The 24,406-nt window shown below is 71.1% G+C and carries 22 protein-coding genes and 1 pseudogene; 10 read left to right on the top strand and 13 right to left on the bottom strand.

Features of this window, described 5'->3' with window-relative positions; all coding sequences use genetic code 11:
• Positions 1-40: 40 nt before the first annotated feature.
• The 9 genes from C593_RS0114875 (at position 41) to C593_RS0114835 (ending at position 9,708) form a co-directional block, all read left to right on the top strand.
• On the top strand, positions 41-808 hold the full coding sequence (locus C593_RS0114875; RefSeq protein WP_018848093.1) for an SDR family oxidoreductase: 768 nt from the start codon (positions 41-43) through the stop codon (positions 806-808).
• Entirely contained in the window at positions 796-2,550 is a 1,755-nt protein-coding gene (locus C593_RS0114870; protein WP_018848092.1) for a heparinase II/III domain-containing protein, read from the top strand. The genes C593_RS0114875 and C593_RS0114870 overlap by 13 nt, the downstream gene beginning before the upstream one ends.
• Before the next feature lie 6 nt (positions 2,551-2,556).
• On the top strand, positions 2,557-4,599 hold the full coding sequence (locus tag C593_RS0114865; protein WP_018848091.1) for a heparinase II/III domain-containing protein: 2,043 nt from the start codon (positions 2,557-2,559) through the stop codon (positions 4,597-4,599).
• Positions 4,600-4,609: 10 nt separating this feature from the next.
• Positions 4,610-5,197: a hypothetical protein gene (locus C593_RS0114860; protein ID WP_018848090.1), complete on the top strand. Its 588-nt coding sequence runs from the start codon at positions 4,610-4,612 to the stop codon at positions 5,195-5,197.
• Positions 5,194-6,270, top strand: coding sequence for a DUF1565 domain-containing protein (locus tag C593_RS0114855; RefSeq protein ID WP_026277703.1), 1,077 nt, complete (start codon positions 5,194-5,196; stop codon positions 6,268-6,270). The genes C593_RS0114860 and C593_RS0114855 overlap by 4 nt, the downstream gene beginning before the upstream one ends.
• A gap of 61 nt (positions 6,271-6,331) precedes the next feature.
• Positions 6,332-7,111 carry a polysaccharide lyase family 7 protein gene (locus tag C593_RS0114850; protein ID WP_018848088.1) on the top strand — a complete coding sequence of 260 codons (780 nt, stop codon included), beginning with the start codon at positions 6,332-6,334 and terminating at the stop codon, positions 7,109-7,111.
• Positions 7,112-7,375: 264 nt separating this feature from the next.
• Positions 7,376-8,053: a bifunctional 4-hydroxy-2-oxoglutarate aldolase/2-dehydro-3-deoxy-phosphogluconate aldolase gene (locus C593_RS0114845; RefSeq protein ID WP_018848087.1), complete on the top strand. Its 678-nt coding sequence runs from the start codon at positions 7,376-7,378 to the stop codon at positions 8,051-8,053.
• Positions 8,054-8,067: 14 nt separating this feature from the next.
• On the top strand, positions 8,068-9,030 hold the full coding sequence (locus C593_RS0114840) for a sugar kinase (protein WP_018848086.1): 963 nt from the start codon (positions 8,068-8,070) through the stop codon (positions 9,028-9,030).
• A gap of 54 nt (positions 9,031-9,084) precedes the next feature.
• The gene (locus C593_RS0114835; RefSeq protein ID WP_051093687.1) at positions 9,085-9,708 is read left to right on the top strand and encodes a GNAT family N-acetyltransferase; all 624 of its coding nucleotides are present in this window, start codon (positions 9,085-9,087) and stop codon (positions 9,706-9,708) included.
• Positions 9,709-10,073: 365 nt separating this feature from the next.
• Here C593_RS0114835 and C593_RS29735 read toward each other — a convergent pair whose 3' ends face one another.
• The 4 genes from C593_RS29735 to C593_RS0114815 form a co-directional block, all read right to left on the bottom strand.
• A complete protein-coding gene (locus tag C593_RS29735; protein WP_018848084.1) occupies positions 10,074-11,540 on the bottom strand; it encodes an amidohydrolase family protein in 1,467 nt (488 codons plus the stop codon).
• Positions 11,537-12,676 (bottom strand): MAB_1171c family putative transporter, encoded by a 1,140-nt coding sequence (locus C593_RS0114825; protein WP_018848083.1) that lies wholly within the window; start codon positions 12,674-12,676, stop codon positions 11,537-11,539. Before C593_RS0114825 ends, C593_RS29735 begins: the two co-directional genes overlap by 4 nt.
• Before the next feature lie 2 nt (positions 12,677-12,678).
• Positions 12,679-13,071 carry a hypothetical protein gene (locus C593_RS0114820; protein WP_018848082.1) on the bottom strand — a complete coding sequence of 131 codons (393 nt, stop codon included), beginning with the start codon at positions 13,069-13,071 and terminating at the stop codon, positions 12,679-12,681.
• Between the two features lie 200 nt (positions 13,072-13,271).
• Entirely contained in the window at positions 13,272-13,730 is a 459-nt protein-coding gene (locus C593_RS0114815) for a helix-turn-helix domain-containing protein (protein WP_018848081.1), read from the bottom strand.
• Between the two features lie 228 nt (positions 13,731-13,958).
• On the opposite strand from C593_RS0114815, the gene C593_RS29730 reads away from it, so the two are divergent.
• Positions 13,959-14,174 (top strand): helix-turn-helix domain-containing protein, encoded by a 216-nt coding sequence (locus C593_RS29730; protein ID WP_078521555.1) that lies wholly within the window; start codon positions 13,959-13,961, stop codon positions 14,172-14,174.
• A 48-nt stretch (positions 14,175-14,222) separates the two neighbouring features.
• Here the strand turns inward: C593_RS29730 and C593_RS31030 are convergent.
• The 9 genes and pseudogenes from C593_RS31030 to C593_RS0114760 all read right to left on the bottom strand — a co-directional run bounded on the left by C593_RS31030 (position 14,223) and on the right by C593_RS0114760 (position 24,286).
• A pseudogene (locus C593_RS31030) lies at positions 14,223-15,667 on the bottom strand (NF041680 family putative transposase).
• A gap of 544 nt (positions 15,668-16,211) precedes the next feature.
• The gene (locus tag C593_RS0114795) at positions 16,212-17,630 is read right to left on the bottom strand and encodes an NADH-quinone oxidoreductase subunit N (protein ID WP_018848078.1); all 1,419 of its coding nucleotides are present in this window, start codon (positions 17,628-17,630) and stop codon (positions 16,212-16,214) included.
• Complete coding sequence (locus C593_RS0114790; protein ID WP_018848077.1) at positions 17,627-19,132, bottom strand: NADH-quinone oxidoreductase subunit M; 1,506 nt, start codon at positions 19,130-19,132, stop codon at positions 17,627-17,629. The genes C593_RS0114795 and C593_RS0114790 overlap by 4 nt, the downstream gene beginning before the upstream one ends.
• Before the next feature lie 3 nt (positions 19,133-19,135).
• Positions 19,136-20,986, bottom strand: coding sequence for a proton-conducting transporter transmembrane domain-containing protein (locus tag C593_RS0114785; RefSeq protein WP_018848076.1), 1,851 nt, complete (start codon positions 20,984-20,986; stop codon positions 19,136-19,138).
• Positions 20,983-21,288: an NADH-quinone oxidoreductase subunit NuoK gene (gene nuoK / locus C593_RS0114780; RefSeq protein ID WP_018848075.1), complete on the bottom strand. Its 306-nt coding sequence runs from the start codon at positions 21,286-21,288 to the stop codon at positions 20,983-20,985. Before nuoK ends, C593_RS0114785 begins: the two co-directional genes overlap by 4 nt.
• Entirely contained in the window at positions 21,285-21,845 is a 561-nt protein-coding gene (locus C593_RS0114775) for an NADH-quinone oxidoreductase subunit J (protein ID WP_018848074.1), read from the bottom strand. The genes nuoK and C593_RS0114775 overlap by 4 nt, the downstream gene beginning before the upstream one ends.
• Complete coding sequence (locus C593_RS0114770; RefSeq protein ID WP_018848073.1) at positions 21,842-22,729, bottom strand: complex I subunit 1 family protein; 888 nt, start codon at positions 22,727-22,729, stop codon at positions 21,842-21,844. Before C593_RS0114770 ends, C593_RS0114775 begins: the two co-directional genes overlap by 4 nt.
• Positions 22,722-23,939 (bottom strand): hypothetical protein, encoded by a 1,218-nt coding sequence (locus C593_RS0114765; RefSeq protein WP_026277699.1) that lies wholly within the window; start codon positions 23,937-23,939, stop codon positions 22,722-22,724. The genes C593_RS0114770 and C593_RS0114765 overlap by 8 nt, the downstream gene beginning before the upstream one ends.
• Positions 23,930-24,286: an NADH-quinone oxidoreductase subunit A gene (locus C593_RS0114760; protein WP_018848071.1), complete on the bottom strand. Its 357-nt coding sequence runs from the start codon at positions 24,284-24,286 to the stop codon at positions 23,930-23,932. Before C593_RS0114760 ends, C593_RS0114765 begins: the two co-directional genes overlap by 10 nt.
• Positions 24,287-24,406 lie beyond the last annotated feature (120 nt).

Raw genomic sequence — 24,406 nt, 5'->3', positions numbered from 1 at the left:
GCGACATATCAGATCCGACATACCGACCGGAGAACTCCTCATGCCTTTTGACCTCACGGGGCGCCGTGCGCTCGTCACCGGCGCCGGGCACGGCATCGGCGCGGCCATCGCGCTCGGGCTGGCCCGGGCGGGCGCCGACGTGATCGTTCACCACGGTCACTCCGCCGACGCGGCTCAGCGCGTCGTCACCGACATCAGCGCGCTCGGACGCAAGGCCACCGCCGTCGCCGCGGACGTCACGGGCGCGAGCGACGTCGAGCGCCTGGTCGACGAGAGCGTCGCCTTCCTCGGTGGTCTCGACGTCGTCGTCGCCAACGCCGGGCATCTGGTCGGACGGGTTCCCGTCTCCGACATGACCGAGGAACACTTCCGCAGCGTGATCGACGTCAATCTCGTCTCCGCCTTCCGCACCTGCCGGGCCGCTCTGCCGCACGTGCGGGACGCCGGGCGCGCGGGACGGATCATCCTGATGGCCTCGCAGGCGGCCCACGACGGCGGCGGTCCCGGCGCGACCGCCTACGCGGCGGCCAAGGCCGGAGTGGTCGGCTTCGCCAAGGGGCTGGCCAAGGAGGTCGGCGGCTCCGGGGTGACGGTCAACTGCCTCGCTCCCGGCTACATCGGCGACACCTCCTTCCACGGCACGTTCACCGCGCCCGAGGCCCGCCGCGGCATCGTGGAGAAGCTGCCCATCGGCCGCGCGGGCACTGTGGAGGACGTCGCGGGCACGGCCGTCTACCTGGCCTCGGACGAGGCCGGATACGTGACCGGCGCCACCTTCGACATCGGCGGCGGCGCATGGCCGCGCTGACTGTCCCGTCGGAGCCCGGCGGGTGGTGGCACGCCTACGTCTGCCCGACACACGGCGTGGAGCTCGACCACGGCGACCTGCTCGGCGGTGCCTTCCCCGTCGGCGGGGCCGCCTGCCGGTACGGCTGCCGTCTGGACACGGACGCCATACGGGGTGCGTGGACCGTACTGGCGCATCAGGAGATCGCCCGGTGCCTGCGGCACCTGGCAGCCGGCCCGCCCGACGAACGCCGCGAGGCCGTGGCGGTGCTGCGCCAGTACGCGGAGCTCTACGCCGGTCTGCCAGGCACGCACACGGGCGGCGACGACTGGATGCTGCGCGGACGCCTCTTCCACCAGGCGCTGACCGAGGCCATCTGGGCCGTCAACGTCGCCCACGCAGTACGCACGCTGGCGGCGGACCCCGACGGCCCCGGGCTGGATGGCTTCGTCCCCTTCCTCGAATCGCTCCGGGAAGCGGCGGGAACAGCGCGGGCCGAGCTCCTGCGGAAGGGAGAGGCCCGTTCGAACTACACCGCCTGGCTGGCCGCCGCGGAGATCTCCTGCCGCTGCGCGGCCGAACTGATCACCGGAGCGGAGCCCGACGTGATCGGTCTCGCACAGGAGTACGGTCTCGCCGCCCACATGCGGACAGCGGTCCACCGGGACGGCTGGGAGTGGGAGGCAAGCACCTACTACCACCTGTTCGTCCTGCACGCCTATCTGCTCGCGCTGCGTGGCGCCCGCCCGGAGCAGCTGCCCGACGACATCGCGGACGTACTGGGCGCGATGGTCTCGGCGCTCGGGGGCATCGCCGCTCCGGACGGCACCCTGCCGGCCCTGCACGACGGCCCCTACCGGCGCGAGGCACAGGCGGCCGAGATCAGGGAGGTGGCGGCGCTCGCCGCCCAGCTGTTCGCGGACGCCCCGCTGAAGGCCGTCGCCCAGGCAGCCGAACGCGACTCGACCGCTGCACTCCCCGCGGACCTCGACGGGTGGTTCGCAGGCGTCCCGCTCCCCGCGCCGCCGCCGCGGCACGCCTTCCCCGACGCCGGGTTCGCGGTCTTCCGCTCCGCGGGCGTCCACGCCTTGCTGGACGCCGGACCGCACGGCGGAGGGCACGGACATCAGGACAAACTTGCGCTCTACCTGTACGGGGACGACGGCACCGCCTGGCAACCGGATCCCGGACAGGTCCCGTACGCCCACCGGAACCTGCGCGCGTACTACGCGAGCACGGCGGCCCACCCCACCTTCCGGGTCGACGAGACGGAACAGCGCCCCTGCGACGCCGTCCTCGACGGCGACACCGGACGGTGCGAGCAGGCGTACGACGGCGTCACGGCGACACGGCGCGTCGTCACCGACCGGCGCTACCTGCTCGACATCCTCGTCCTCGAGGCCGCCACCGAGCGCCGGCTCACCGCCCAGCTGCGTCCGGGCACCGATCTCGACGTCGTGGCCCAGGGCCCCGACCGGGCTCGCACGGTCTGGGACGACGGCGAGTCCGCCGTCCTGACGGGCTGCCACGCCTCGCGTCCACAGGCGGAGTTCACCGTCGTCGCCCACCCCGGGCCCGCCGACGATCCGGCGCGGACCAGGCAGGGCGTCGACTGGTCCCTCACTGGCCGACGCGCCGTGTTCGTGTCCGTCTACCAGTCCGCCGAGACGGCGCCACCCGTCCGCCGGGTGAGCCTGTCCGAACAGACCGTCCACATCGATCTGGCCGACGGAACCGTCGCCACCCATCCCATCGGAGCGTGAGAACGCATGCTGCTTCTCGAGGGACGACTCGCCTCACTGCGCGGCGAGCTGAACGGCACGCACGCCGCGCAGTGGCGAAGGCTGCACGAGCAGTGCGACTGGTACCGCCGCCAGAACCCGCCCACGGAGCACCCCGAGGCGAGCATCACCTACTTCGGCCCCGCCGCCGCGAACCTGGCGCTCGCCTACCGGCTCACGGGCCAGCGCGGGTATCTGGAAGAGGCGTGGCGCTGGATCTCCACCTGTGTGGCCTTCCCCCACTGGGGGCGCGCCCACATGCCCGACCACGACCTGGACGCGGGCTGGCTGCTGCACGGCCTCTCCCTCGCGTACTCCTGGCTGGGAGAGGACCTGGAGCCGGAGCGGCGTGAGATCCTGCGCGCCAAGCTGGAACTTCAGGGCGAGCGGCTGCACTCCTTCGCGGAGGAGACCACCGGCCGCTGGTGGTCGAGTGCGTACTGGCAGAACCACAACTGGATCTGCTGGACCGGCATCGCCACCGCGGGGTACGCCCTGGGCCGCTCCGAGTGGAGCAAGGCCGCCCGGGCCAACCTGGAGACCGTCCTCAGGATGCTCCCCGAGGACGGTTCGGACGCCGAGGGCGTCGTCTACTGGCGGTACGGAGTGCCGTGGCTCGCCATCCACACCGACCTCGTCCAGCACCAGGAGCGGGCACATCTGTGGTCGGCCGGCGGCTTTCTGCGTAACACCACGCGCTGGCGCCTGCACCAGAGCGCGCCGGGTTTCGAGGAGAACATCGACCACGGCGACTGCCACGACCGGCGCAGCGGCCACAGCGTCGCCCTCTACTACCGTCTGGCCTCCGCCTACCAGGACGGTACGGCGCAGTGGCTGGGGAACCTCGTCGCGGAGCGCCACTTCTGGCGCGAGGCGTACGAGTCGGGTGTACGTCCCGGTGTCATGCCCGAAGCCTTTCTCGAACTGCTCTGGTACGACCCGCGGGTGACACCCGTGGCACCGGACCGTGAGCCAGGCACGGCGTACTTCCCGGACCTGGGACAGATCACCGCTCGCACCGGCTGGGACAGCGCGGCCACCTGCGTCAGCTTCAAGGCCGCGCCCGGCGGCGGCCACCGCGCCTGGGACGAGGGGCACCGGCTGAAGGCCGTCGGCGGATGGGACGCCATGAGCGCGGGCCACCACCACCCCGACGCGGGCGCCTTCGTCCTCCACTCGCACGGAGCCTTCCTCGCCGTGGACGAGGGCTACAGCAACCACAAGCGCGCAGCCCACCACAACCTGGTCCTGGTCGACGGACAGGGCTGGGCGGACGAGGGCCGCTACCACGTGTACGAGGGGATACCCGAGGAGCGCCGGGCGCGTGTACGCGACGTGCTCGCCCAGGACGGATTCGCCCACGCCACGGCGGAGTCCGCGGCGATGTTCCCCGAACGGCTCGGTGTGCGGCGCGTCGACCGCACGCTGGTGGTGACGCCTCTGGGGCGCGTGGTCATCCTGGACGAGCTTGAGGCCGAGGCACCACGCGAGTGGACGTATCTGCTGCACTCCGACTGGCCCACGACACAACTGGACCCCGATGGCTGGCGACTGGAGTCCGGGCCCGCGAGCGCACGGCTCACCCGGCTGCTGCCCACGGACGCGACGGCCACGCGTCACCGCACCGAAGTAGAGGCGAACCCGACCTCCAGCACCCCCAGCCTCAAGGTCAGCAAGACCATGCACACCCTGCGCCTCACCACACCCAGGACCCGCACGGCCTCCTTCCTGACCGTCCTCGACAGCACGGGGTCGCTGGACCCGCGGCCGGAGCCGGCCGTGCTCCTGGCCTCGGACCAGGGGCACGCGGTGTCCGTCGGCCAGGGGGACGAGACGGAACTGGTCCTCCTCGCTCCCCGGGCGGGGGTCATCGAGACGGAACGCGTCAGCGCCGACGCTGCCGCGGTCATCCTCTCCGGCACGCGGGTCGCCGTCGTACGGGCTCGCCGTGTCGCCATCGACGGCGCCGAGGGGATCCGGTCCGGCGAACCGTTCACCGGCGTAGTGCCCACCGAGACCACCGGCGCGTAGGGAGCAGACCATGAAGGGCTGGGAGCGAGGTGCACTGCGCGCCATGGAGTTCGTCGCACAGCCGGCACTAGCGGGAGCGGCGTTCTGCCTGCTGGCACTCGGCGTCGTCACTTGGCTTCCGGCCCTGGCCGCCGCGGCAGTCGCGTTGCAGGACTGGCGCAGGGACGGCGGTGGCAGGCCGTTCACCGGGACCCTGCGTGCCTTTCCGCACTGCTGGCGCGCCCTGTGGAAGGACGCCCTCGCAGCCAGCGCCCTGATCGCCGTCCTGGCGACGAACTGCCTCTTCCTGCTGGGCCGCGCAAGTGCGACGGCATGGGTCCTGCTTCCCGTCCAGTTCGCCCTGCTGGCCGCCCTGGCGGTCTACACGCTCTCACTCGCCGCTTCGCTCGCGGTCGGTACCGAGGACGGGCTCCGCCGCCGCGCGGCCGTCCTCGCCTTCGCCTCGCCGCGACGCGGCCTGGTTCTGCTGCTCGCCCTGCTGCTCGTGCCGCCGGCGATGCTGCCCGTTCCTCTCGGCCCCCTGCTGCTCGGGCCCACCGTTCCCCTCCTCCTGGCTCTGTCCCTGTACGCACCTCTGAACCCGAGGAAACCAGCATGAGACTCATCCGGTACTTCGCTTCTGCGGCCGCCCTGTTAGCCGTGACCGGGACTTCCGTGCCCGCGGCGTCCGCCGCCGCACCCCGGGGCGGACACGACATCTACGTGTCACCGGGCGGCAGCGACACCAACCCCGGCACCCGCCGGGCTCCCTTCGCCGGCATCCAGCGGGCGCTGGACGTGGCCGGACCCGGATCGACCGTGCACCTGGCACCGGGACGCTACCTGCAGGACTTCGTCAGCCGGAGCCCCGGGGTCACCCTCACCGGGCCCCCGTCCGCCGTGGTCCAGGGATCCGGTCAGGGCCGTGCCATCGGGGAGATCCAGCACGACCGCGTCCGGCTGACGGGGTTCACCATCGACGGCCTGGTCGGTGACGCCGACGAGAAGTCCGGCTACCGCAAGAAGCTCCTGTATGTCATGAGCCTGACACCGGGAGACGGTGTCGACGGCCTGCGCATCACCCGGATGACCTTCCGCAACGCCGGTGAGGAGTGCGTACGGCTGCGCTACCTCGTCAGCGGCGCCGAGGTCGCTCACAACCGCATCACCGGATGCGGGGTGTGGGACTTCCGGTTCGCCGACGGCGGCAAGGTCGGTGAGGGCGTCTACCTGGGCACGGCCCCCGAGCAGCAGGGGCTCAACGGCGCCCCGGACGACCGGCCGGACGTCAGCCGGGACAACTGGATCCACCACAACAGGATCGACACCCAGGGCAACGAGTGCGTGGACATCAAGGAGAACTCCACCGCGAACCTCGTCGAGCACAACGACTGCACAGGCCAGCTCGACCCCAACTCCGCAGGCCTGGACGCGCGCGGCAGCGGCAACACGTTCCGGGCCAACCGCTCGTACGGCAACGTCGGTGCCGGGGTCCGGGTCGGCGGCGACACACCATCGGACGGTACCGGCAACACCATCGAGGGCAACGTCCTCCTCTCCAACGCTGCGGGGGGCATCAAGTTCGAGGCCACCCCGCAGGGCCGGGTGTGCGGAAACACCCTGGCCGGCAACACCGGCGGCGACGCGACGGGCACGTACGGGATGGAGTACGAGCCGTCGCGTCCCTGCTGACCTGCAGAAGAAGGCACCCGACACAACCGAGAGTCACAACAACAGTGAGGAAGCAGCAGACATGAGCCGCACCCGCAAGCGCACTCTCGCCACCACCGGAGTGGCCGCACTCTCCGCCCTGGCCGCCCTGACCCTCCCGCTCACCACCGCGGGCACCGCCACCGCGGCCGCCCCGTGCGACTACCCCGCCCAGCAGCTCAACCTGACCAACTGGAAGGTCACCCTGCCGACCGGCTCCAGCGGCTCGCCCACCGAGGTCAAGCAGCCCGCTCTCGCGACCTTCTCGTCCAGCCCCTGGTTCACCGTGAACTCCAAGTGCACCGGCGTCCAGTTCCGGTCGGCGGTCAACGCCGTCACGACACCCAACTCCAGCTACGGACGCGCCGAGCTGCGCGAGATGGCCGACAACGGAACCAGGAACGCCTCCTGGTCGGCGACGTCCGGCACCCACACCATGACCTTCCGGGAGGCGTTCAACAAGCTGCCCAACGACAAGCCGCACGTCGTCGGCGCGCAGATCCACGACGGCGACGACGACGTCACCGTCTTCCGTCTGGAAGGCACCAGCCTCTACATCACCAAGGGCGACAACACCCACCACAAGCTGGTGACCAGCAACTACCAGCTGAACACGGTCTTCGAGGGCAAGTTCGTCGTCAGCGGCGGCCAGATCAAGGTCTACTACAACGGCGTCCTCCAGACCACGATCCCGCACACCGCGTCCGGCAACTACTTCAAGGCCGGCGGCTACACCCAGGCCAACTGCGGCAACTCGTCCCCGTGCAGCAGCTCCAACTACGGGCAGGTAACCATCTACAAGCTCCAGGTCACCCACGCCTGAGCGGCGAGACGGTGCCGGGCCTCGGACTAGGAGGCCCGGCACCTCCCGGCACAGTACAACGAGCGGAACCCGCATCCTGCTCCGCCAGTCGGCCGCCGACCGCCCTCCGAGGAGCAGGTGCTTCCGGACGCGCGCTCCCGTCCCCGGCGGAGCGCGGCCCCCTGCCGATTCGCACCTCTCCCCAGTGCACACAGCCCGCGATCGCCCGCACACGGGCCGGTCCCGGAAACCAGGCATCCACCCCAGAACAGGACATCAAGCGGAATGACCAGTGCCGACGCCCCGGCGCCCGCGCAGCCGGAATGCCAGATCACCACGGAGATCAGCTCCCGAGGTTTGATCGCGATTCTGCGCGCCCCCACCGCCGAGCACTTCCCCGCGATCGCCGACACGCTGTTCGACGCCGGGATCCATGCGATCGAGATCACCCTCACCACTCGCGGCGCCCTACGGTGCATCCGTGAACTCACGGCCGCCTACGGCCGGGAGGCGGTCATCGGAGCGGGCACGGTCCTGACCGCCGACCAGGCGCAGACCTGCGTCGATGCCGGTGCCCGCTTCCTCGTCTCGCCCGTCGCGGCGCCCGACGTCGTCCGAACGGCCCGCGCTGCGGGCGTGACCGCCTACCCCGGCGCGCTCACCCCCACCGAGATCCATGCCGCCGCCGGTACAGGCGCACCCGCCGTGAAACTCTTTCCCGCCTCGGCGGTTTCGCCCCGGTACGTCTCGGACCTGCGCGGCCCGCTTCCCGGCATTCCTCTCATCCCCACCGGGGGTATCTCCCTGACTGACATCCCGGCATGGATCGCGGCAGGGGTCGCTGCCGTGGGCCTGGGCACGCCCCTGATCGGCACGGCGGCGACGGAGGGCGCCGACGACCGCCTCGCGGGCCGCTGCCGCCAGGCCCTCACGGCCATCTCGGAAGGCAGGGCCGCCCGGTGACACACTCCCCAGCCATGCCCGCACCGCGAAACGACGGCGGTCTGCTCACCTTCGGCGAGACGATGGGCCTGATCACCGCGACCACGATCGGCACCCTGGAATACGCACGCGATGTCACCTTCGGTATCGGCGGTGCCGAGAGCAACGTGGCCATCGGCGCCGCGCGCCTCGGGGCCCAGGTCACCTGGATCGGCCGGGTGGGGCGCGACGCGGCCGGAGATCTCGTCGGACGCCGCCTGAGGGCGGAAGGCATTCACACCATGGCGCTCCGGGACGACTCCTTCACGGGCCTCATGGTCCGCCACCACCGTGCCGCCACCGTTGTCCATGTCGACTACCACCGGGCCGGATCGGCCGGCTCCCGCCTCACCTCCCGCGACATCCCCGTCGATGCGGTCCGGCGGGCCGCGATCCTGCATCTCACCGGCATCACCCCCGCCCTCAGCGCCTCCGCCCGCCAGGCCGCCCGGAACGCGGTCGCCGCGGCGAAGGCGAACGGTGTACTCGTCAGCATCGACGTGAACCACCGCAGCAAGCTCTGGGACGCGGACACCGCCCGGCGCGAGCTGCGACGGCTCGTCGCGCAGGCGGACATCGTCTTCGCCGGGATCGAGGAAGCCCAACTCGTGCTCGATTCCAAGACGGAGGTTCCGGAGCGTCTGGCCGTGGACCTGGCGGCGTCCGGGCCGCGGGAGGCGGTCGTGAAGACCGGCGCCAGGGGCTGCACGGCCCACATCGACGGCGCGATCCACGAGGAACCGGCGCTGTCCGTCCCCGTCGTCGACACCGTCGGGGCCGGCGACGCCTTCGTCGCCGGATACCTGGCGGAACGCCTGAGCGGAGCCGGCCCCGTCCAACGGCTCCGGACAGCCTGCGCCGTGGGCGCCTACGCCGTGTCCGTCCCCGGTGACTGCGAACTGCTCCCGACCCGCGGTGAACTGGCGAGCTTCCTGACCACCGGGGACGTCCTGCGATGAGCGGATGCCCGTGAAACCGTCCACCGGCTCGGCTCCCGCTGAGACGATCAGCCCATGAGCCGAGTACCGGTGACTCTGCACAGGATCGTGTTCACCGACTGGCAGGCGGTCCACTCGTGGGCCGGCCGGCCCGACGCCTGCCGGTTCCAGCCCTGGGGGCCGAACACCGAGGAGCAGACCCGCGATTTCGTGAGGGCGGCGGCCGAAGCCTGGACACACGAACCGCTGCGGAGACTGGCCCACGTGGCGCGCCTCGGGAACGCCGTTGTCGGTATGGGCGTGCTGCACCTCCGCAGCCACACCCAGCGCCAGGGTGAGGTCTCCTGCATCGTGCATCCGGAGGTGTGGGGGCAGGGCGTCGGCACGGAGATCGGGCGCTCGCTGCTCTCGCTGGGCTTCGACCGGTGGGGACTCCACCGGATCCACGCGACGTGCGACCCCCGGAACCGGGGATCTTCCCGCGCGTTGGAGAAGCTCGGCATGACGTACGAGGGGCACCATCGGCACACGGCGTGGATCCGGGACGGCTGGCGGGACAGCCTGGTGTTCAGCATCCTCGAAGAGGAATGGCGGGCCGGAGCCGGGAGTGGTGTTTACGCGTGTGTGGAGGAACAGCCGGCCCTTTGGCCCGGTGCCGGACGAGGCGCACGCCGCGACGCGGACCTCGACGACCAGTAGCAAAAGCGCGCGGTAGCTGGCTCGGCCATGTGCCGCGGCAGATTCACGACGCCGAGGGCCGGGCGGCGCGAGAAGCGATGAAGGTCGTGTCGTGCCCGCTGCGTCCGGACCCAGCGGGAGCGGGCTCCTATGGGTGCGCTGGGCAGGCCGGCCCCTTTTTGCCTGAAGGGGATGGATGGATCGATTGCCGTGACGCTCTGGGCGTCCGCATGTCGCACAGCGAGCCTGAACAAAGTCTCTGACCTGGCGATTTACCGTCCGCGTCCAGGCCGACATCTTTCCGATGACGCACCACGTGGAGTGCGTCGCCATTCTGGAACCGGTCCGCGAGAGCCTCTGACCTGGTCTTTTATGGACTTGTCCGGTCAGTTCGACCTGTTGCACCTCCTGCAACGGTTGGAAGCGGGGAAACCCGTCCGACCTGCGGGGGTTCGGGTCTCGAGGCGCTGTGCACCCGGCAGGACGGGCGGCGGCGTCTCGCGACGCGCGAATGACGCACGTCCTGAAGGGGCGTCAACTGCGTCGCGCAGGTGCCCGGACACGGCAGGGCTGCTACGCGGGGCGGTCAGAGCGGGTCGCGATTCTGGCATTCGTAAGGCCAGAAGTGCCTCATGGCTGATGACGGAGAGTTTCTCCCTGGCGACGGGCCCAGCCGGTTGGCGGCCGTGGGCCAGGACCAGGCGGACCGCGCGCAGGGCGTTCAGGTCGGTCAGTGGGTCGCCGTCGACGACGAGGAGGTCGGCGCGGTGGCCGGGGGTGAGTCGGCCGGTGTCGTGGGCGACGCCCAGCGCCTCGGCCGCTCCTGCCGTGGCCAGGTCGATAATCTCGGCCGGTGTCATTCCGATGTGTTCGAAGAACTCCAGACTGGAGACGAAGCCGTCGAAGACGGCACGGGGTACGCCGGCGTCGGTCCCGGGCAGGAGTCGTACCCCGCTCTGCGCCATCCACCGGATCCGGCCGAACATCTCTTCGGCCCGTTCCGGGCCGAAGCGTTCCGCGAAGCCCCGCCAGTCGGGACTGGCCGCGGGGCAGACGGATATGCCCTGGTCGGCGATGGCGGTCACCAGGTCCTCGCGTACGTCGAACCCGTCCTTCGCCATCCAGGTGCAGTGCTCGATGCTGTCGACCCCGGCTGCCACGGCGGCCGCGATGCCCTGCGTGCCGTGGGCGTGGGCGGCCACCGGCAGACCGGCCCTGCGGGCCTCCTCCACAACAACGTTCATCTCCTGCGGGGTGAACTGGGCCTGCCAGACAGGTGGTCCGCCCTTGGTGATGCCGCCTCCGGTGGCCATCACCTTGACGAGGTCGACGCCGCTTGCCGCGTTGCGGCGGACGGCGGCGCGGATCTCGGCTTCGCCTTCGACCTCCCCGCCGAGGAACCAGCAGTGCCCGCCGGGCGCGGTCAGCGGCGTTCCGGCGGCGAGGACGCGCGGGCCGGGCATCCGGCCGGACGCGATCTCGTCCCGCAGCCGGACCGCCAGCCCTCCCCGGTCGCCGAGGTCGCGTACGGTCGTCACCCCTGTGGCGAGGAGCTGCTCAGCACGCATCGCCATTCCCGCGTAGAGCTCGGCGTCGGAAGCGGTGTGCAGGGTCTCCACGGGATCTGACCCGGCGTCGAGTGCTAGGTGGACGTGGGCGTCGATGAGCCCGGGCAGCAGCGTAGCGTCGGGAAAGTGGAGGCGGGAAACCGCGGGTTCGACGCGTGCGTCGACCTCCGTGCGTGGTCCGGCGGCCACGATCACGCCCCGCCGGACATGCACGGCCCCGTCGAAGACCACCCTCCCACCGGGGCCGGCGACCATCCGTCCCGCCGAAATCACGGTGTGCATCATGCGCCTTCCTGTTGAGTCCGCAGCGCGTCCGAGAGCGCGACAAGCTGCCTCACGTCGTCGTCGAGGTCGTTTCCTCCGGGCAGGGCCACGGCAACGGCTCGTCCGGGTACCGGAACTCCCGCCGTGTACGCGGCCAGCGCCTCGCGAAGGTGTACCGCTGCCCGTCCTGGTGAGAGCGGGGCCGAGGGTTCCACGGGAGCCTCCATCTCTGCGAGATAGGGGCTGATCCGTACGAGACCGTCCCGGCACTCGATGGCTCGCCGGTAGTACCGGCGGTGAATCCCACGGACGCGCAGCGCGTCGAGCCAGCCTCCTGCAGGCGTGCGGTGGAGGGAGTCCTCCGGAAAAGCCTCGTGCAGAGCCGTCCACAGAGGTGTCAGGCGCCGGTACATCCGACGCCGATGCGCCCACAAGTGGATGGTCATCCACCGCGTGGCGGCCGCAGGATAGAGAATCCCCGCGACGAATAGCGGGATCGCGATGTCCAGGAGCAGCTTCGCTCCCACTGTGAGGGCTGCCGGTACTGATGCGCCGGTCCAGCGCGTCATGGTGAGCGTCTCGCGAAGCGACCCCATCAGCACCATGGCGGTCAACGCGGCCGCCACCAGCCGCAATCCGGTGCGCAACGGCCCGTTCGACAGCCGTATGTAGCGCGATGTCCACCACAGTGCCAGGGCCAGCCCGTAGACGAGGTACAGACCTGCCGCGAGGTAGAAGAGAGCAACTCCCGGTTCGCGCATGTTCGCCGTTGCGTACGTGTGGGCGCGCTCCGGCCCTGGTGTGATGGCCATGGCCCATGTGGCGATTCCTATGGCGGAGGCCAGGGGTATCAGTTCCCACCGTGCGCGGTTGTTGCCCGCTGTGCGATCCGACGCCGAATAGAGGAAGACACATTGCAGGAAGTAGACCAGGACGAGCAGCAGTGCGTTCTGCAGCAGCTTCGAGATACCGTCACCGGTTAGTGAGTCGACGTACCGCGCAACAGACGTAAGTCCCAGAGGGAACGACAGTGCGGAACAGAGGATGCACAGCGTTACCGAGCGGAGGACCCTGTCGGAGGGTGCCTTGGCCAGCTGGCTGGCCTTCCAGGATAACGCCAGGAGGAGGATTCCTCCGAGTAGTGAGGACAGCACCACGGCTATAACCACCCCAGTCTGTCACCCAGTGCGGAATCGATGCGCCGAGCCGATTGGTCTCCCCCTGTATTCGGGGTCACGCGGTTCAGTACGGAGGCCCATTCCAGGATGATGGTGGCGACCAGTTCGGCTTCCCGTTCCCGGTCATCGTCGTACGAGGTTCGTCGGAGCGCTCGCTTGATGACGTCGACGGACAGCTCCGGGGCTAGCGACTGCCAGAACTCGTCATCCATTTCGTCACTCTGGTGGCCTGCCAGGATGTGCCCGACCTCGTGCAGGATGATGTGATCCTGATGGGCCTTGCTGGTTTCCCTCTGGTAAAAGATGTAATCCGCTGATTTGCTGGCGATCCACACGCCGTACGGCCCGGGAACTGGCAGGGGGTAGTCGATCAAGCGGATGGGGCGTCGTCTGTTCTCTCCCAACGCCTGGCAGAAGGCTGGCACATGAAGTGGTGGCTGGATTTCAAGGGACTGGAGAGTGCGCCTGCATTGGCGTCTCAGCTCTCGCTCTTTCAAGGCCTCTCTCCGCTCGCGTTGCCAGGGTGCGACCCCATCCAACAGTGCGGATCTGCATGCGGCCAGCAGAGAATCAGTCAATCACGAGGAGGTATTTCCCGTTCCACCTGCTCCAGACGATAGACCACCTCGAGCAGGTCCATCACCTGCTTCCGGTGCTCGGGCGACAACTGGCCGGCTCGCATGGCCATCAGTTTGACCTCGCTGCCCTTGGTTGCCTCGTGGAGGCGGGCTTGCTCGGAGACGAGCGCTTCCAGCTGTTCCGTAATCCGGTCTGCCGCCTCGTCCTCGACGAAGTAAGCGGTCGGCACGCCGAAGAACCCAGCCAATGCCTGAAGGTGCTTGAGTGTCGGGTTGTTCTTTCGCCCGTTGCGGAGCTGCCAGATGTAGCTCTGGGAGATCGAGACATCTGCAGTCGACTGCCGGATCGCGGCCGCGACGTGCTCGTTGCTGTACTCGCGATGCGGATCGGGGCGGACCGTTGCGAAGAGCTGGTTCAGCCTGTCGGCCAGGCTCTGCCCTGCCTTGTCGCTCATGTCCCCTCCGGCCCTCACCGGTTTCCACCTGTGTCAACAACGATCGTGCCAGTTCCGTGACATGAGTTGAAGGGGGTGGGCCGTCAAGTTATGTTCCGCACGCAAGTTCCACTGGTGTGCAGACCCTCCGCTCACTGGGTCTTCACCTGAGTTGTGGCAGCCGGGGACCGTACGAGTCGCTCGCCAGTGGTTCTTTCCGTCCTCAGGCACAGGGGGAGGCACGTCGTCATGCAACCGAGATCAACGATGCCCGAGTGGGTGCCGGCTCTGCACCGCGTCAGCCGGCTCAGCAGCAGAGAGCTCCAGGTGTTCCGGCTACTGGCCGACGGGGCCAGCAACGCCGAGATCGCCGACGAACTGGTGGTGACGGAGCGGACGATACGCGCCCACACCGGCAGCATCCTCTCAAAGTTGGAACTCCAGTCACGTCTGAAGCTCGTTTGACGCACGGCCCCCTGGAGAGTAGGGGCGAACGGGCTCTGAGCTTGGAATTTATCCTCGCTGGGCTTGGTGTTTCTTGATCGTTGCGGCGCGTTTGACCGTCTTCCCGACGTTGTGGCGTGTGGCCCGCTGCTTGTTCTTCGAGCCGGGAGGCCGTCCCGGGCCCGGCTTGGACGGTTTCGGTGCCGCTGCGGGGCGAGCGGTGGTCGGGCGGATGTTGCGAAACCCCCGTCGAACCCGGGCGGGGGTGAGGCGGCGGGGCTCGGCGGGCCGTTCCCAGGGGCGGCGGAGGTCCTCGGCCAGGGGTCGGGCGAGGCGGAGTTGCGCGTGGGCGGCGATGATGAGCCAGGTCCACAGGTCGGCGCTGTCGGCGTGGCGGATCTTCGGGGCGGTCCAGCCGAGCGTCTGCTTCATGAGCCTGAAGGTGTGCTCCAGGTCGAATCTGCGGAGGAATGACTGCCACCAGCGGTTCACATCCGCGTCGGTGGCGGCGGTGGCCGAGCACCACAGCCAGACCGGCTTCGGGTCGCGGTCGCCCGGCAAGCGCTCGACCTTCAACCGGACCAACGTCCCGTGCAGATGGGAAGTTCTTCCTCGGCGTGGTCCAGCCAGGGGCCGCGGTGGGTGAGCCTGGGGTGCATTCGGTCCCACGCGATCGCCTCCGCGGTGCCGTAGCGGGTGGAGTCCGTGACCGTGGTGACCTCGGGCTGATGCCAGCTCTCGGGCTTGGCGAAGGTGAGGACGTCGCCGTGCCGACGCGGGCGCCCGCCCCTGGGCCCGCAGCGGGCGGGGGCCGCGTCGCGGAGCATGACGCGGTCTGAGCGCACGCGGCCGACCAGCACGGGCGGAAGGTCCGCGAGTGCGTAGGAGAGGTAGGTCGCGTCGTAGCCGGAGTCCATCATGATCAGGATCTCCGGGTCGCCCGGTTGCCAGTGCCCCGCCTGCGTCGACCGCTCTACGACGCCGCGCAGTTGGGCAGCGGTAACGGCGGTTGCGTCGTCGGTCGGCCCCAGGTGCACGGCGTCCAGCAGCGCGACCCAGGAGGTGCGGCCCGTTTCCAGGGCGGCGACGAAGGAGTATGGCCAGCCCGGCACGAACTGGTCCGTGCTGCGGTCGCCTCGTCCGTAGACGTGACAGAACAGCCGGTCGTCGCTGGTCGGGGCATCGGGGCGGAGTCAGTTGCTCACGTCCACGGCCAGCACGATCCGCCCGTCGGCGGCCCTCGGCAGCGGCAGCGCGGCCAGGGCCCGGCGAAGACGCGCCGGCTCGGCCCAGCCACGGTCCAGCGCGGCGTACAGGGCGCCGTGCCCGCGCCGGTGCTCGACCGCGAGCGACAGCTCGACCAGGGTCTTCACCGGCCCGTCCGCACACAGCACCGCGTCCGTGAGCTCGAAGAGTGCGTCCGCGCGGGCGTAAAGGCACTCGTAGAACTCGACCCGAAAGCGGGACAACACCTCAAGCGTCGCGCCTGCGGGCCCATCGACTGGGAGACTCATACGCAGCGGCCGTTCTCTGGTTCTTCGTGACTCGACATCTCGAAGCGTGGAGAACGGCCGTCTCCGCTGTCCCGGGAAGAACCACAGATCAGCAGGTCGAGTGACCTGCGAGGTTAAACGTCAAGCTAAGCGGTGCTGAGCCCGATTTCCGTGCCCAGCCTTGGCCCCCGGTGCCGGCCGCTGAGGTGCAACGCGAACTCGTCCGGGAACGCACTGTCGGCGCGCTCGATAGCTCCAGGACGCCGAGGACCACGTCCGCGTCGTACGGCAGCGAGAAGACCGGAACCGACAGCGCTGGGTCGCCACGACGTCGGCGGTCGAACTCGCCATGCTCACGCCCACCTTCAGGTCCAAGTGGGCGGCCCAGCGGCCGGGCGGCACTGTGAGTCCGAAGTGCCGCAGAATCGCCGGGCCGCCGGAGCGGACTCCCTGCCCAGCTGCAACGGGTTCGGCGGAGCGTCCCTGGGCGTGACGTGCACCCAGGAGTGACACCGGCGCCCGCCGTCGCGCGGTCCGCGCCTTCACGGCCGCGCCCGCACCGCCCTCAGGTGCCGAGCGGGCCGCCCAGAAGCGGAAGGACCGGGCCGGCGGCCACCCCGAGGCCCACCGACACGGTGGCGGCGGTGTAGGCGACGCCCCGTGACGGCCGGCCGCCGTCGGTGAGCTCGACGCCCGGGCGTCCCGACACGGCGGGCAGGACCCAGCGCAGGTAGTAGAACAGCGAGGCGACGGTGTTCACGGCGGCCAGTACGGCGAGCCAGGCGTAGCCCCCGTCGATCGCCGCGCCGAACACCTCCAGCTTGCCGACGAAGACCGCGGTGGGCGGTGTGCCGACGAGGCCGAGCAGGCAGACGACGAGGCTTGCGGCGAGCAGCGGACGCCGCCGGGCGAGGCCGCGGTAGGCGTCCACGCGGGTCGCGTGGGGGAGGGCGCAGACCACGGCGAAGGCGCCGAGGTTCGTGACGGTGTAGGCGGCCAGGTAGTAGAGGAGCGCCGGCTGGGCCAGGCCGGAGCGGCCGACGACGGCGACGGGCAGGAGCAGGTACCCGACCTGGCTGACGGTCGAATAGGCGAGGAGTCTCTTCACGTCCGTCTGGAAGAAGGCGGCGAGGTTGCCCAGGGTCATGGAGGCGGCGGCGATGACGGAGAGGAGCGGCGCCCACGGCATGCCGCTGTCGGCGAGGGCGGATCCGCCGAGGCGCAGCAGGGCGGCAAGGGCCCCGATCTTCGGGACCGTGGTCAGGAAGGCGGCGACCGGAGCGGTGCTTCCCTGGACGGCGTCGGGTACCCAGAAGTGGGCGGGGACGGCACCCGCCTTGAACAGCACGCCGCCGAGCAGGCCGACGGCCCCGGCCGCGACCAGCGCGCCCGGTGCCTGGGTCAGCGCGGGGCCGAGCAGCGGGTAACCGGTGGCGCGCCCGGCCGCGTACAGCACGGTGACGCCGGCGAGCATGACGACGCCGAGCAGTGCGCCGGTAACGTAGTACTTGAGGGCCGCCTCCGTGCCCGGGCCGTCCTTGCGGAAACCGGCGAGCGCGTACGCGGGGATGCTCGCCAGGAGGTAGCCGGCGGCGAGCAGCAGCAGGTCCTGGGCGCCGGCCATGACGAGGGCGCCGAGGGCGGAGAGCTGGAGCAGTACGTAGAGTTCGCTCTCGCGGGAGTGGGCGCGGAACGGCCCGGCGCACAGGCCGATCACCAGGAGAAGGGCCCCCAGTACGACGACGCGGGACGTGCTGGTGACGGCGTCGACGGCGAACGCCCCGCCGAACGCGGTGAGATCCCGTCCCGCCGCGGCGACGGACGCCGCCGCGATGCCCGCTACCGAAGCACCGCAGGCCAGGATCCCGACGGCCCACTGGCGGCGGCGCGGCAGCCAGGCGCCGAGCAGCAGCCCGAGGACGGCCGAGGCGGCGAGGAGCACTTCGGGGAGGATGTCGAGCGGGTTCTCGTTCATGTCGCTCATCGGGTGAGGAGCTCCAGTACCGTGCGCGAGGCAGGCTCGATGACGTCGAGGAGGAAGCGCGGGGCGACGCCCACGGCGACGGCGAGCGCGAGGAGCGGGACGACGGCGGCGCCCTCGTGCGCCCGCAGGTCGGCGAAGGCGCGGGGGGTGCCGGGGGCGTCGGGCATGCGCAGCGGGCCCATCAGGAGCTGCCCCAGGGCGCGCAGGAACAGTCCGGCCGTGAGGAGGATGCCGAGCACGGACAGGGCGGTGGCCAGCGGCCGCGGCCCGAGGGCGCCGGTGAAGATCTGGAACTCGGCGATGAAGCCGGAGAAGCCGGGGAGCCCGAGGGACGCGAAGGCGGCTGCGCCCGTCAGCGCCGCGAACGCGGGCGCGGGCCCGGCGAGGCCGCCGTACGCGCGCATGTCGTAGGTCCGCCCCCGGTCGTGGAGGACTCCGGCGAGCAGGAACAGCGCGCCCGTGATGAGGCCGTGGCTGACCATCTGGGTGACCGCGCCGGTGACGGCGAGCGAGCGTGCCTGCGCCGAGGTGCCGGCGGTCGCGGCGGCGGCGCCGACGGCCAGGACGATGTAGCCCATGTGGTTCACCGAGGTGTACGCGATCATGCGCTTGAAGTCGGTCTGGGCCAGTGCCACGAGGACGCCGTAAAGAACGGAGACGACACCGACGACGACGAAGACGACCGCGTAGCGCCGCCACGCGTCCGGCAGCAGGGGCATGGCGATGCGCAGGAACCCGTAGGTGCCCATTTTCAGGAGGACGCCGGCGAGGATGGCCGATCCGGCGGCCGGGGCCTCGGTGTGGGCGGGTGGCAGCCACGTGTGGAAGGGGACCGTGGGGGTCTTGACGGCCAGTCCGAGGCCGATGGCGAGCAGGACGAGACCCGCGTAGGTGCCCCCGCCCGCCAGGGGGTTCTGCCGGGTGAGGTCCACGATGTCGAAGGTGTGCGGGGTGGCCGCCAGGTACAGGGCGATGAAACCGAGCAGCAGCGCGAGCGAGCCGATGAAGGTGTAGAGGAAGAACTTCAGCGCGGCCCGTTCGGCGTCACTGTGTCCCCACCCCGCGATGACGAAGTACATCGCCACGATCGACAGGTCGAAGAAGACGAAGAACAGAATCAGGTCGAGGGAGACGAACAGCCCCAGACACGTGGTCTGGAGGAAGAGGAAGAGCGCGGCGAACTCGCGGAGGCGGTGCCGGTCGCGCAGCGCGAACACCGCGCAGGCCAGGAAGAGGACACAGGTGAGGGCGAGCAGGGGGAGGGACAGGCCGTCCACGCCGACGTGGTAGCCGACTCCGGCGTTGGGGATCCAGCGGGCCCGCGCCTCGTACTGCATGCCGCCGCCCGCGTCGTACCCCGCCCACACGGCGGCGACCAGGCCGAGTTCGGCGGCCGTCGTCGCCAGCCAGGCGCCCCGCACCGCCCGCAGGGAGGTACGCGCGGGCAAGGACAGGAGCAGCAGGGCGACCGCGGTCGGGGCGAAGACGAGGACGGTGAGCAACGGCTACCTCACGAGGACGAGCACGACGGCGATGACGGAGAAGGCGGCCACGGCCTGGGCGAGGTACTGGTGCAGCTGCCCGGTCTGCGGGCGGCGGGCCCATTCGCCGAGGCGCCGGGTCGCCTTCGCGAGGCCCTCGACCGCTCCGTCGACCGCCCTTTCGGCGAACCGGTTCGTCCACCGCGCCAGGCTCAGGGTGCCCGTCGCCGAAGCGTCGACGGCGCGGTCGAGGACCCGGTCGTCGAACGCGGCGACGAGCCGGGCGAGACCCAGGGCGGGGGAGACGAGGAGGACGTGGGCGGCGCGTTCCAGGTGCAGCCACTGGCGGCACAGCCGCCGCGCCCACGGCGGGCCCACGGACTTCCTGCCCCACTGCCAGGCCCAGGCCAGGGCCGCCGCGGCCACCGCGACCCCGCCCGAGACTGCGAACTCCCAGGCGTGCGGACCGGGTTGTGGTCCTCGGCCGAGGTAGTCGGTGAGCGCGTCCCGCACCGGCTCGAACGCCAGGGGGGTGAGCGCGGCACAGGCGAGGGCAAGCGGTGCGAGCGGCCGGATCGCGCCCGCGGGGATACGGCGCCGCAGGCTCGCCTCCGGTGCCGTCGGACGCCACACGTACCAGAGGATCTTGACGCTGTAGACGGCCGACAGGACGGCCGCGGCCAGTCCCGCCGCGTACAGCGGGCCGCCGTCCTCCAGAGCCCCGGCGAGGAGGACGTCCTTCGCCGCCCACAGGGAGAGCGGCGGGAGCCCGGCGAGCGACAGGGCACCCACCGTGCAGATCACGCCGACCGACCGCCGGGAGCGAGCCACCCCGCTCAGTTCGCTCAGCCGCTTCGTTCCCCAGGCCGTCAGCCACGCACCCGCCACCAGGAACAGCAGGCTCTTCGCGGCGGCATGGGCCATCAGCTGCAGGGTCCCGCCAGTGGTCGCGCCCGCCCCGGCGGCGAGCACCATGAAGCCGATCTGGGCGCAGGTCGACGCGGCGAGCAGCTGCTTGAGGTCGGTCTGCGCCACGGCGACGAGCCCGAGGGCGACCGCCGTCGCCGCTCCGACCCAGGCGGCGGTGTCCGCTCCCCAGCCCGACGCGCCGAGCAGCGGGCCGGTCCGCATCAGGAGGTAGGCACCGGCCACCACCATCGCCGCCGAGTGCAGCAGCGCGGACACCGGGCTCGGACCCTGCATGGCCCGGGACAGCCAGAAGCTGAACGGGAGCTGGGCGGACTTGCCGAAGGCCGCCACCAGGATGCCCGCCGTCGTGATCGACAGCCACGGTTCGTCCGCGGTGTCCAGCGCGTCGAGGGACAGGGGGCCGGGCGCGGCGGCGAGGGCCGCGCCGGCGGCGATATAGAGGCCCAGGTCGGCGGTTCGGGTGACGAGGAAGGCGGTCGTCGCCGCGGCGGTACGCGCGGGCTCGCGCCACCAGTGACCGATCAGGGCCCACGAGGTCGCGCCCATGACCTCCCAGCCCATGAGCAGGACGGGGAGCGTCGTCGCGGTCACCGTGACGAGCATGCTGCCCGCGAACATGAGCATCAGCCCGAAGAACCGGGCTCTCGCCTCGGCCGCGCCGAACTCCGCCGCGCCGAAGAGGAGGACGGCGAGTGTGACCGCGGTGACGGTCACGACGAGGATCCCGGAGAGGCCGTCCACCCCGAGCCGGACCGGGAGGCCGGCGAGCAGGGGGGCTTCGGCGGTCGGGCGCCGCAGGGCGGACAGGACGGCGAGCCCGAGGCACACGCAGGCCACGGTGACAGCTGCCACCGGCGCGGTGCGGTCCGCGCGCCGCCCCGCCGTCACCAGCAGTGCGCCCGTCGTCAGGGGCAGGGCCACCAGCGCCCACAGGAGGGTGCTCATTCCCTCAGCTCCGCCGCCATGTCGGTCGTGTCGACCTCCCGCGACCGGAACAGCGCGGTGACCACGGCGAACCCGACGGCCATCTCCACCGCCATCGCCGTGATGGCGACGACGACCAGGACCTGCCCGTCGGCCGTGCCCGGGGCGATGTGGTGCCAGAACGCTCCGGCCGCGAGGATCACCCCGCCCAGCATCAGCTCCAGGCCCATCATCAGCATCACGATCGACTGCTGCGTCAGCGCGCCGAACAGGCCGATCGAGAACAGGGCGGCTGCGAGGATCAGGAACACCTCGAGGTTCACCGGCCCACCCCGCCCCGTACCGGGTCGTCGGGCCGGGCCGCCCGGAGGTCGTCGCCGTAGCGCTCGTACCGGCCCCGGCGGGTCGCGAGCACCACGGTCGCGAGGATCGTCGCGAACAGGGCCATGCCCAGCGTCATCATGGTGAGCATCTGCGGCCCCATCAGGGACATCCCGAGGTCCAGGGTCGGATCCGCCGGAGCCCGGCCGCGGCGTCGCGGCCACGGCGCCAGCAGAACGCCGGTGACGAGGAGGGCGAACGCCGTGGCGCAGATCGCGGCGGCGCCACGCTTGTTGTGCGTCATCGCCATCGGCACGAGCCCGGCCGGGTTCATCATGAACATGATCATGAAGACGGCCATGACGGCCATCTCGATCGTCATCATGAGGACCGTCACGATCCCCAGGTAGTCCAGGCCCAGCACGATCAGCTCCCCGCCCACGCACAGCAGCGAGGCGAGCAGCGAGAACGTCGCACGCGCCATGGAGTCGAATCGGAAGACCATCGCGCCGCTCACCACCGCCGCCACGGCCAGGATCCAGAACGCCGCCGTCGTCATCGCCCGAGCACCACCACGGCCACCACCAGGGCCTGCACCACCGCGAGCGGCGTCAGCACCACCCACGCCAGCTCCATGTAGCGCTCCATCCGAACGGTCGGCACCCGCCGCCGCACCCACACGAGGAGGCCCAGAACCGCGGCGGTCTTCAGCACGGTCCACACCCAGGACGGCAGGAGCGGCCCGTGTCCGCCGCCGAGGAACAGGGGCACGGAGAACGCGGCGGCCACGACCAGCAGCAGCCACCGTCCCCCGAGGAACAGCAACCGGTCCACGGCGGCCAGCTCGCTCGCCGCTCCGCCGGCCACGTCGGCCCCGACCGGTTGGTCGAACGGCCCCCAGAAGGCCATGGCCAGCGTGCTCAGGAGATAGATCCCGAAGGCGACCGGCATCCAGGCCGCGAACCACAGCCCTGCCTGCGCGTCGACGACCGCACCCACGCGCAGCGACTCCGCGCCGAGCGCCGCCGTGGTGATGGCCAGCATGTGCGGCAGCTCGTACGCGAGACCCTGGGCGAGGAAGCGGTAGCCGCCGATCAGCGAGAGCGCGGAGTTCGGGCCCCAGCCCGTGAGCCAGACCGCCGCCCACGCCAGGGCCTCCATGGCGTTGAACCAGACGATCCCGTCGGGAAGATCGGACAGGGACCGGAAACCGAGGGGAAGTACGGCCGCGGCGAGCACGGCCGCGACCGGAAGAAGCGTCGTCCCCACCCGTACGAGCAGGACGTCGGACGCCCGCGTCACCCGGCGCTGCTGCACCAGCAGCCGCAGCACCGCGCGGCCCGGGGCGCCGGACCGCGCGTCGACGCTCGCCACGGCCCACGCCACCAGCGCCAGGGTGACGGGCAGCGCGGCGGCCGCCCAGAGCGGTGCCGCCTCAGCCATGCGCGGGCCCGCCGCGCACGTGCCGCGGCACCAGTTCGTCCAGGTCGGGGTCCAGGCTCGCCACGACGAGCCGCGCGCACGCGAACTCGGTTCCTTCGAGGAGCGCCGGCAGCACGTCCACGAGTGCCCGCGAGGCCGGAGCCTTGGTGTCGACGAGCCCCCTGGGGCCGCTCAGTGCGCGGGTGCCGAGCGGGGAGCGGTCGTCGCAGGCGCCGAGGGCACGGTCGATCTCCTCCAGCCAGACGACGAGCCGGCGGTACGCGTCGCCGTCGGCGGTCAGCGCCGGTCCGGTGATCCCGTACCGGTGAGCTTGCCCGGACGGCAGAGCGCCCACCCCGGAGATCAGCCGGCGCAGTGTCCACGACGTGCGCACTCGGCGAGTCAGCCTGTGGAGCCGGGGCCGCAGCTCCACGACCGGAGCACCGCCGATCACCGTGTCACGCGCCCGACGTGCCGCGGTGGCCGGATCGCGCCACCCGGCCACGGCGAGGAACCTGCCGACACTGTCCAGGTGCGCCGCGCACCGGCGTCGAGCTGCCTCGCCGACCGTCACCGGTTCCCCCGCCGCCGCCCTGAGCCACGGCTCGCTCCAGAAGCCAGGCCGGGACGAGCTCGCAGGGAGCAGCGTCTCGACGGAGGCGTGCTGCACGACGTCCCCCTGGAGCTCCGTGTGGACGACGAGCCCGGCGGGCCAGTCCGGCAGCACCGGCCCCAGGGGGACGTGCAGCCGGTCGAGACGCAACCCGTCGCGGTCGTCGGCCCGTTCGGCCGTCGGAAGCCCGGCGACGGTGCCGCCCGTACGGTGGCCGTCATGTGCGCCGTGCGCGTCCCGCCGCCCGGGTGCCGCGTGGCGCTCGTGCTCGGGGGGCTCCGGCGGCACCAGGCCCTGTCCGCCGGTCTGGTCGAGGAGTGTTCGCCGTCCGTGCTCCAGGGCGTCCGCCGCCTGGCGGGGATCGGTCACCCGCACACGTGCCTTCGGTGCCGGGACGTCGTTCCACACGCGCTCGGCCCAGTCGTCCCCCCCTCGCGGCACGGGAGCACCCGCGAAGGCCACCAGATCGGCCGCCGCGGGCCCGGACGCCTGCGGCCAGCCCCGCGACGCGAGTTCGGCCTCCACGGCGAGGCGCTCGCGCGTCGCACCGGGTGCGGTCACGAGCAGCACGGCAGGGTTCTTCAGGGCCACTCTGCGCAGGCGGGTCCTCAGGTCCACCGGAACGCCCCCTCGCGCCAGGCGTAACCGACGCCGGCGAGCAGGATGCCGAGGAAGAGGAACATCTCGACCACGGCCGGGGCGCCGACCCGCGGGACGACCTTCGTCCACGGGTACATGAAGAGCATCTCCATGTCGAAGGCGAGGAAGATCATCGTCACCGGGTACCAGCGCACATGGAAGCGCGAGACCGGATGCTCCAGGGGCTCGCATCCTCCGCTGAACGGACCGGCGGCCAGTGGCTCGCGGACCGCGCGGACGGCGGCCCCGAGACCCTGGAGGAGAAGCACGCCCACGACGACGACCGCCAGCAGTACGGCGACCGGGGTCCAGGCGGAGGCTTGCACGTGGTCCCTTCCCGGCGCCCAGCCCTTCGCAGGCCGCCCTCGGCAGGCAGCATGTCAGCGAAGGGGGAGGGACAAAAGGAACAACACGGGTAACACCGCTTGCGTGAAGTTGACGTCGTC

The organism is Streptomyces sp. CNT372, assembly GCF_000377145.1.
Note: the sequence above shows the minus strand (reverse complement) of the source record. Positions and strands in the feature narration are given on the sequence as shown.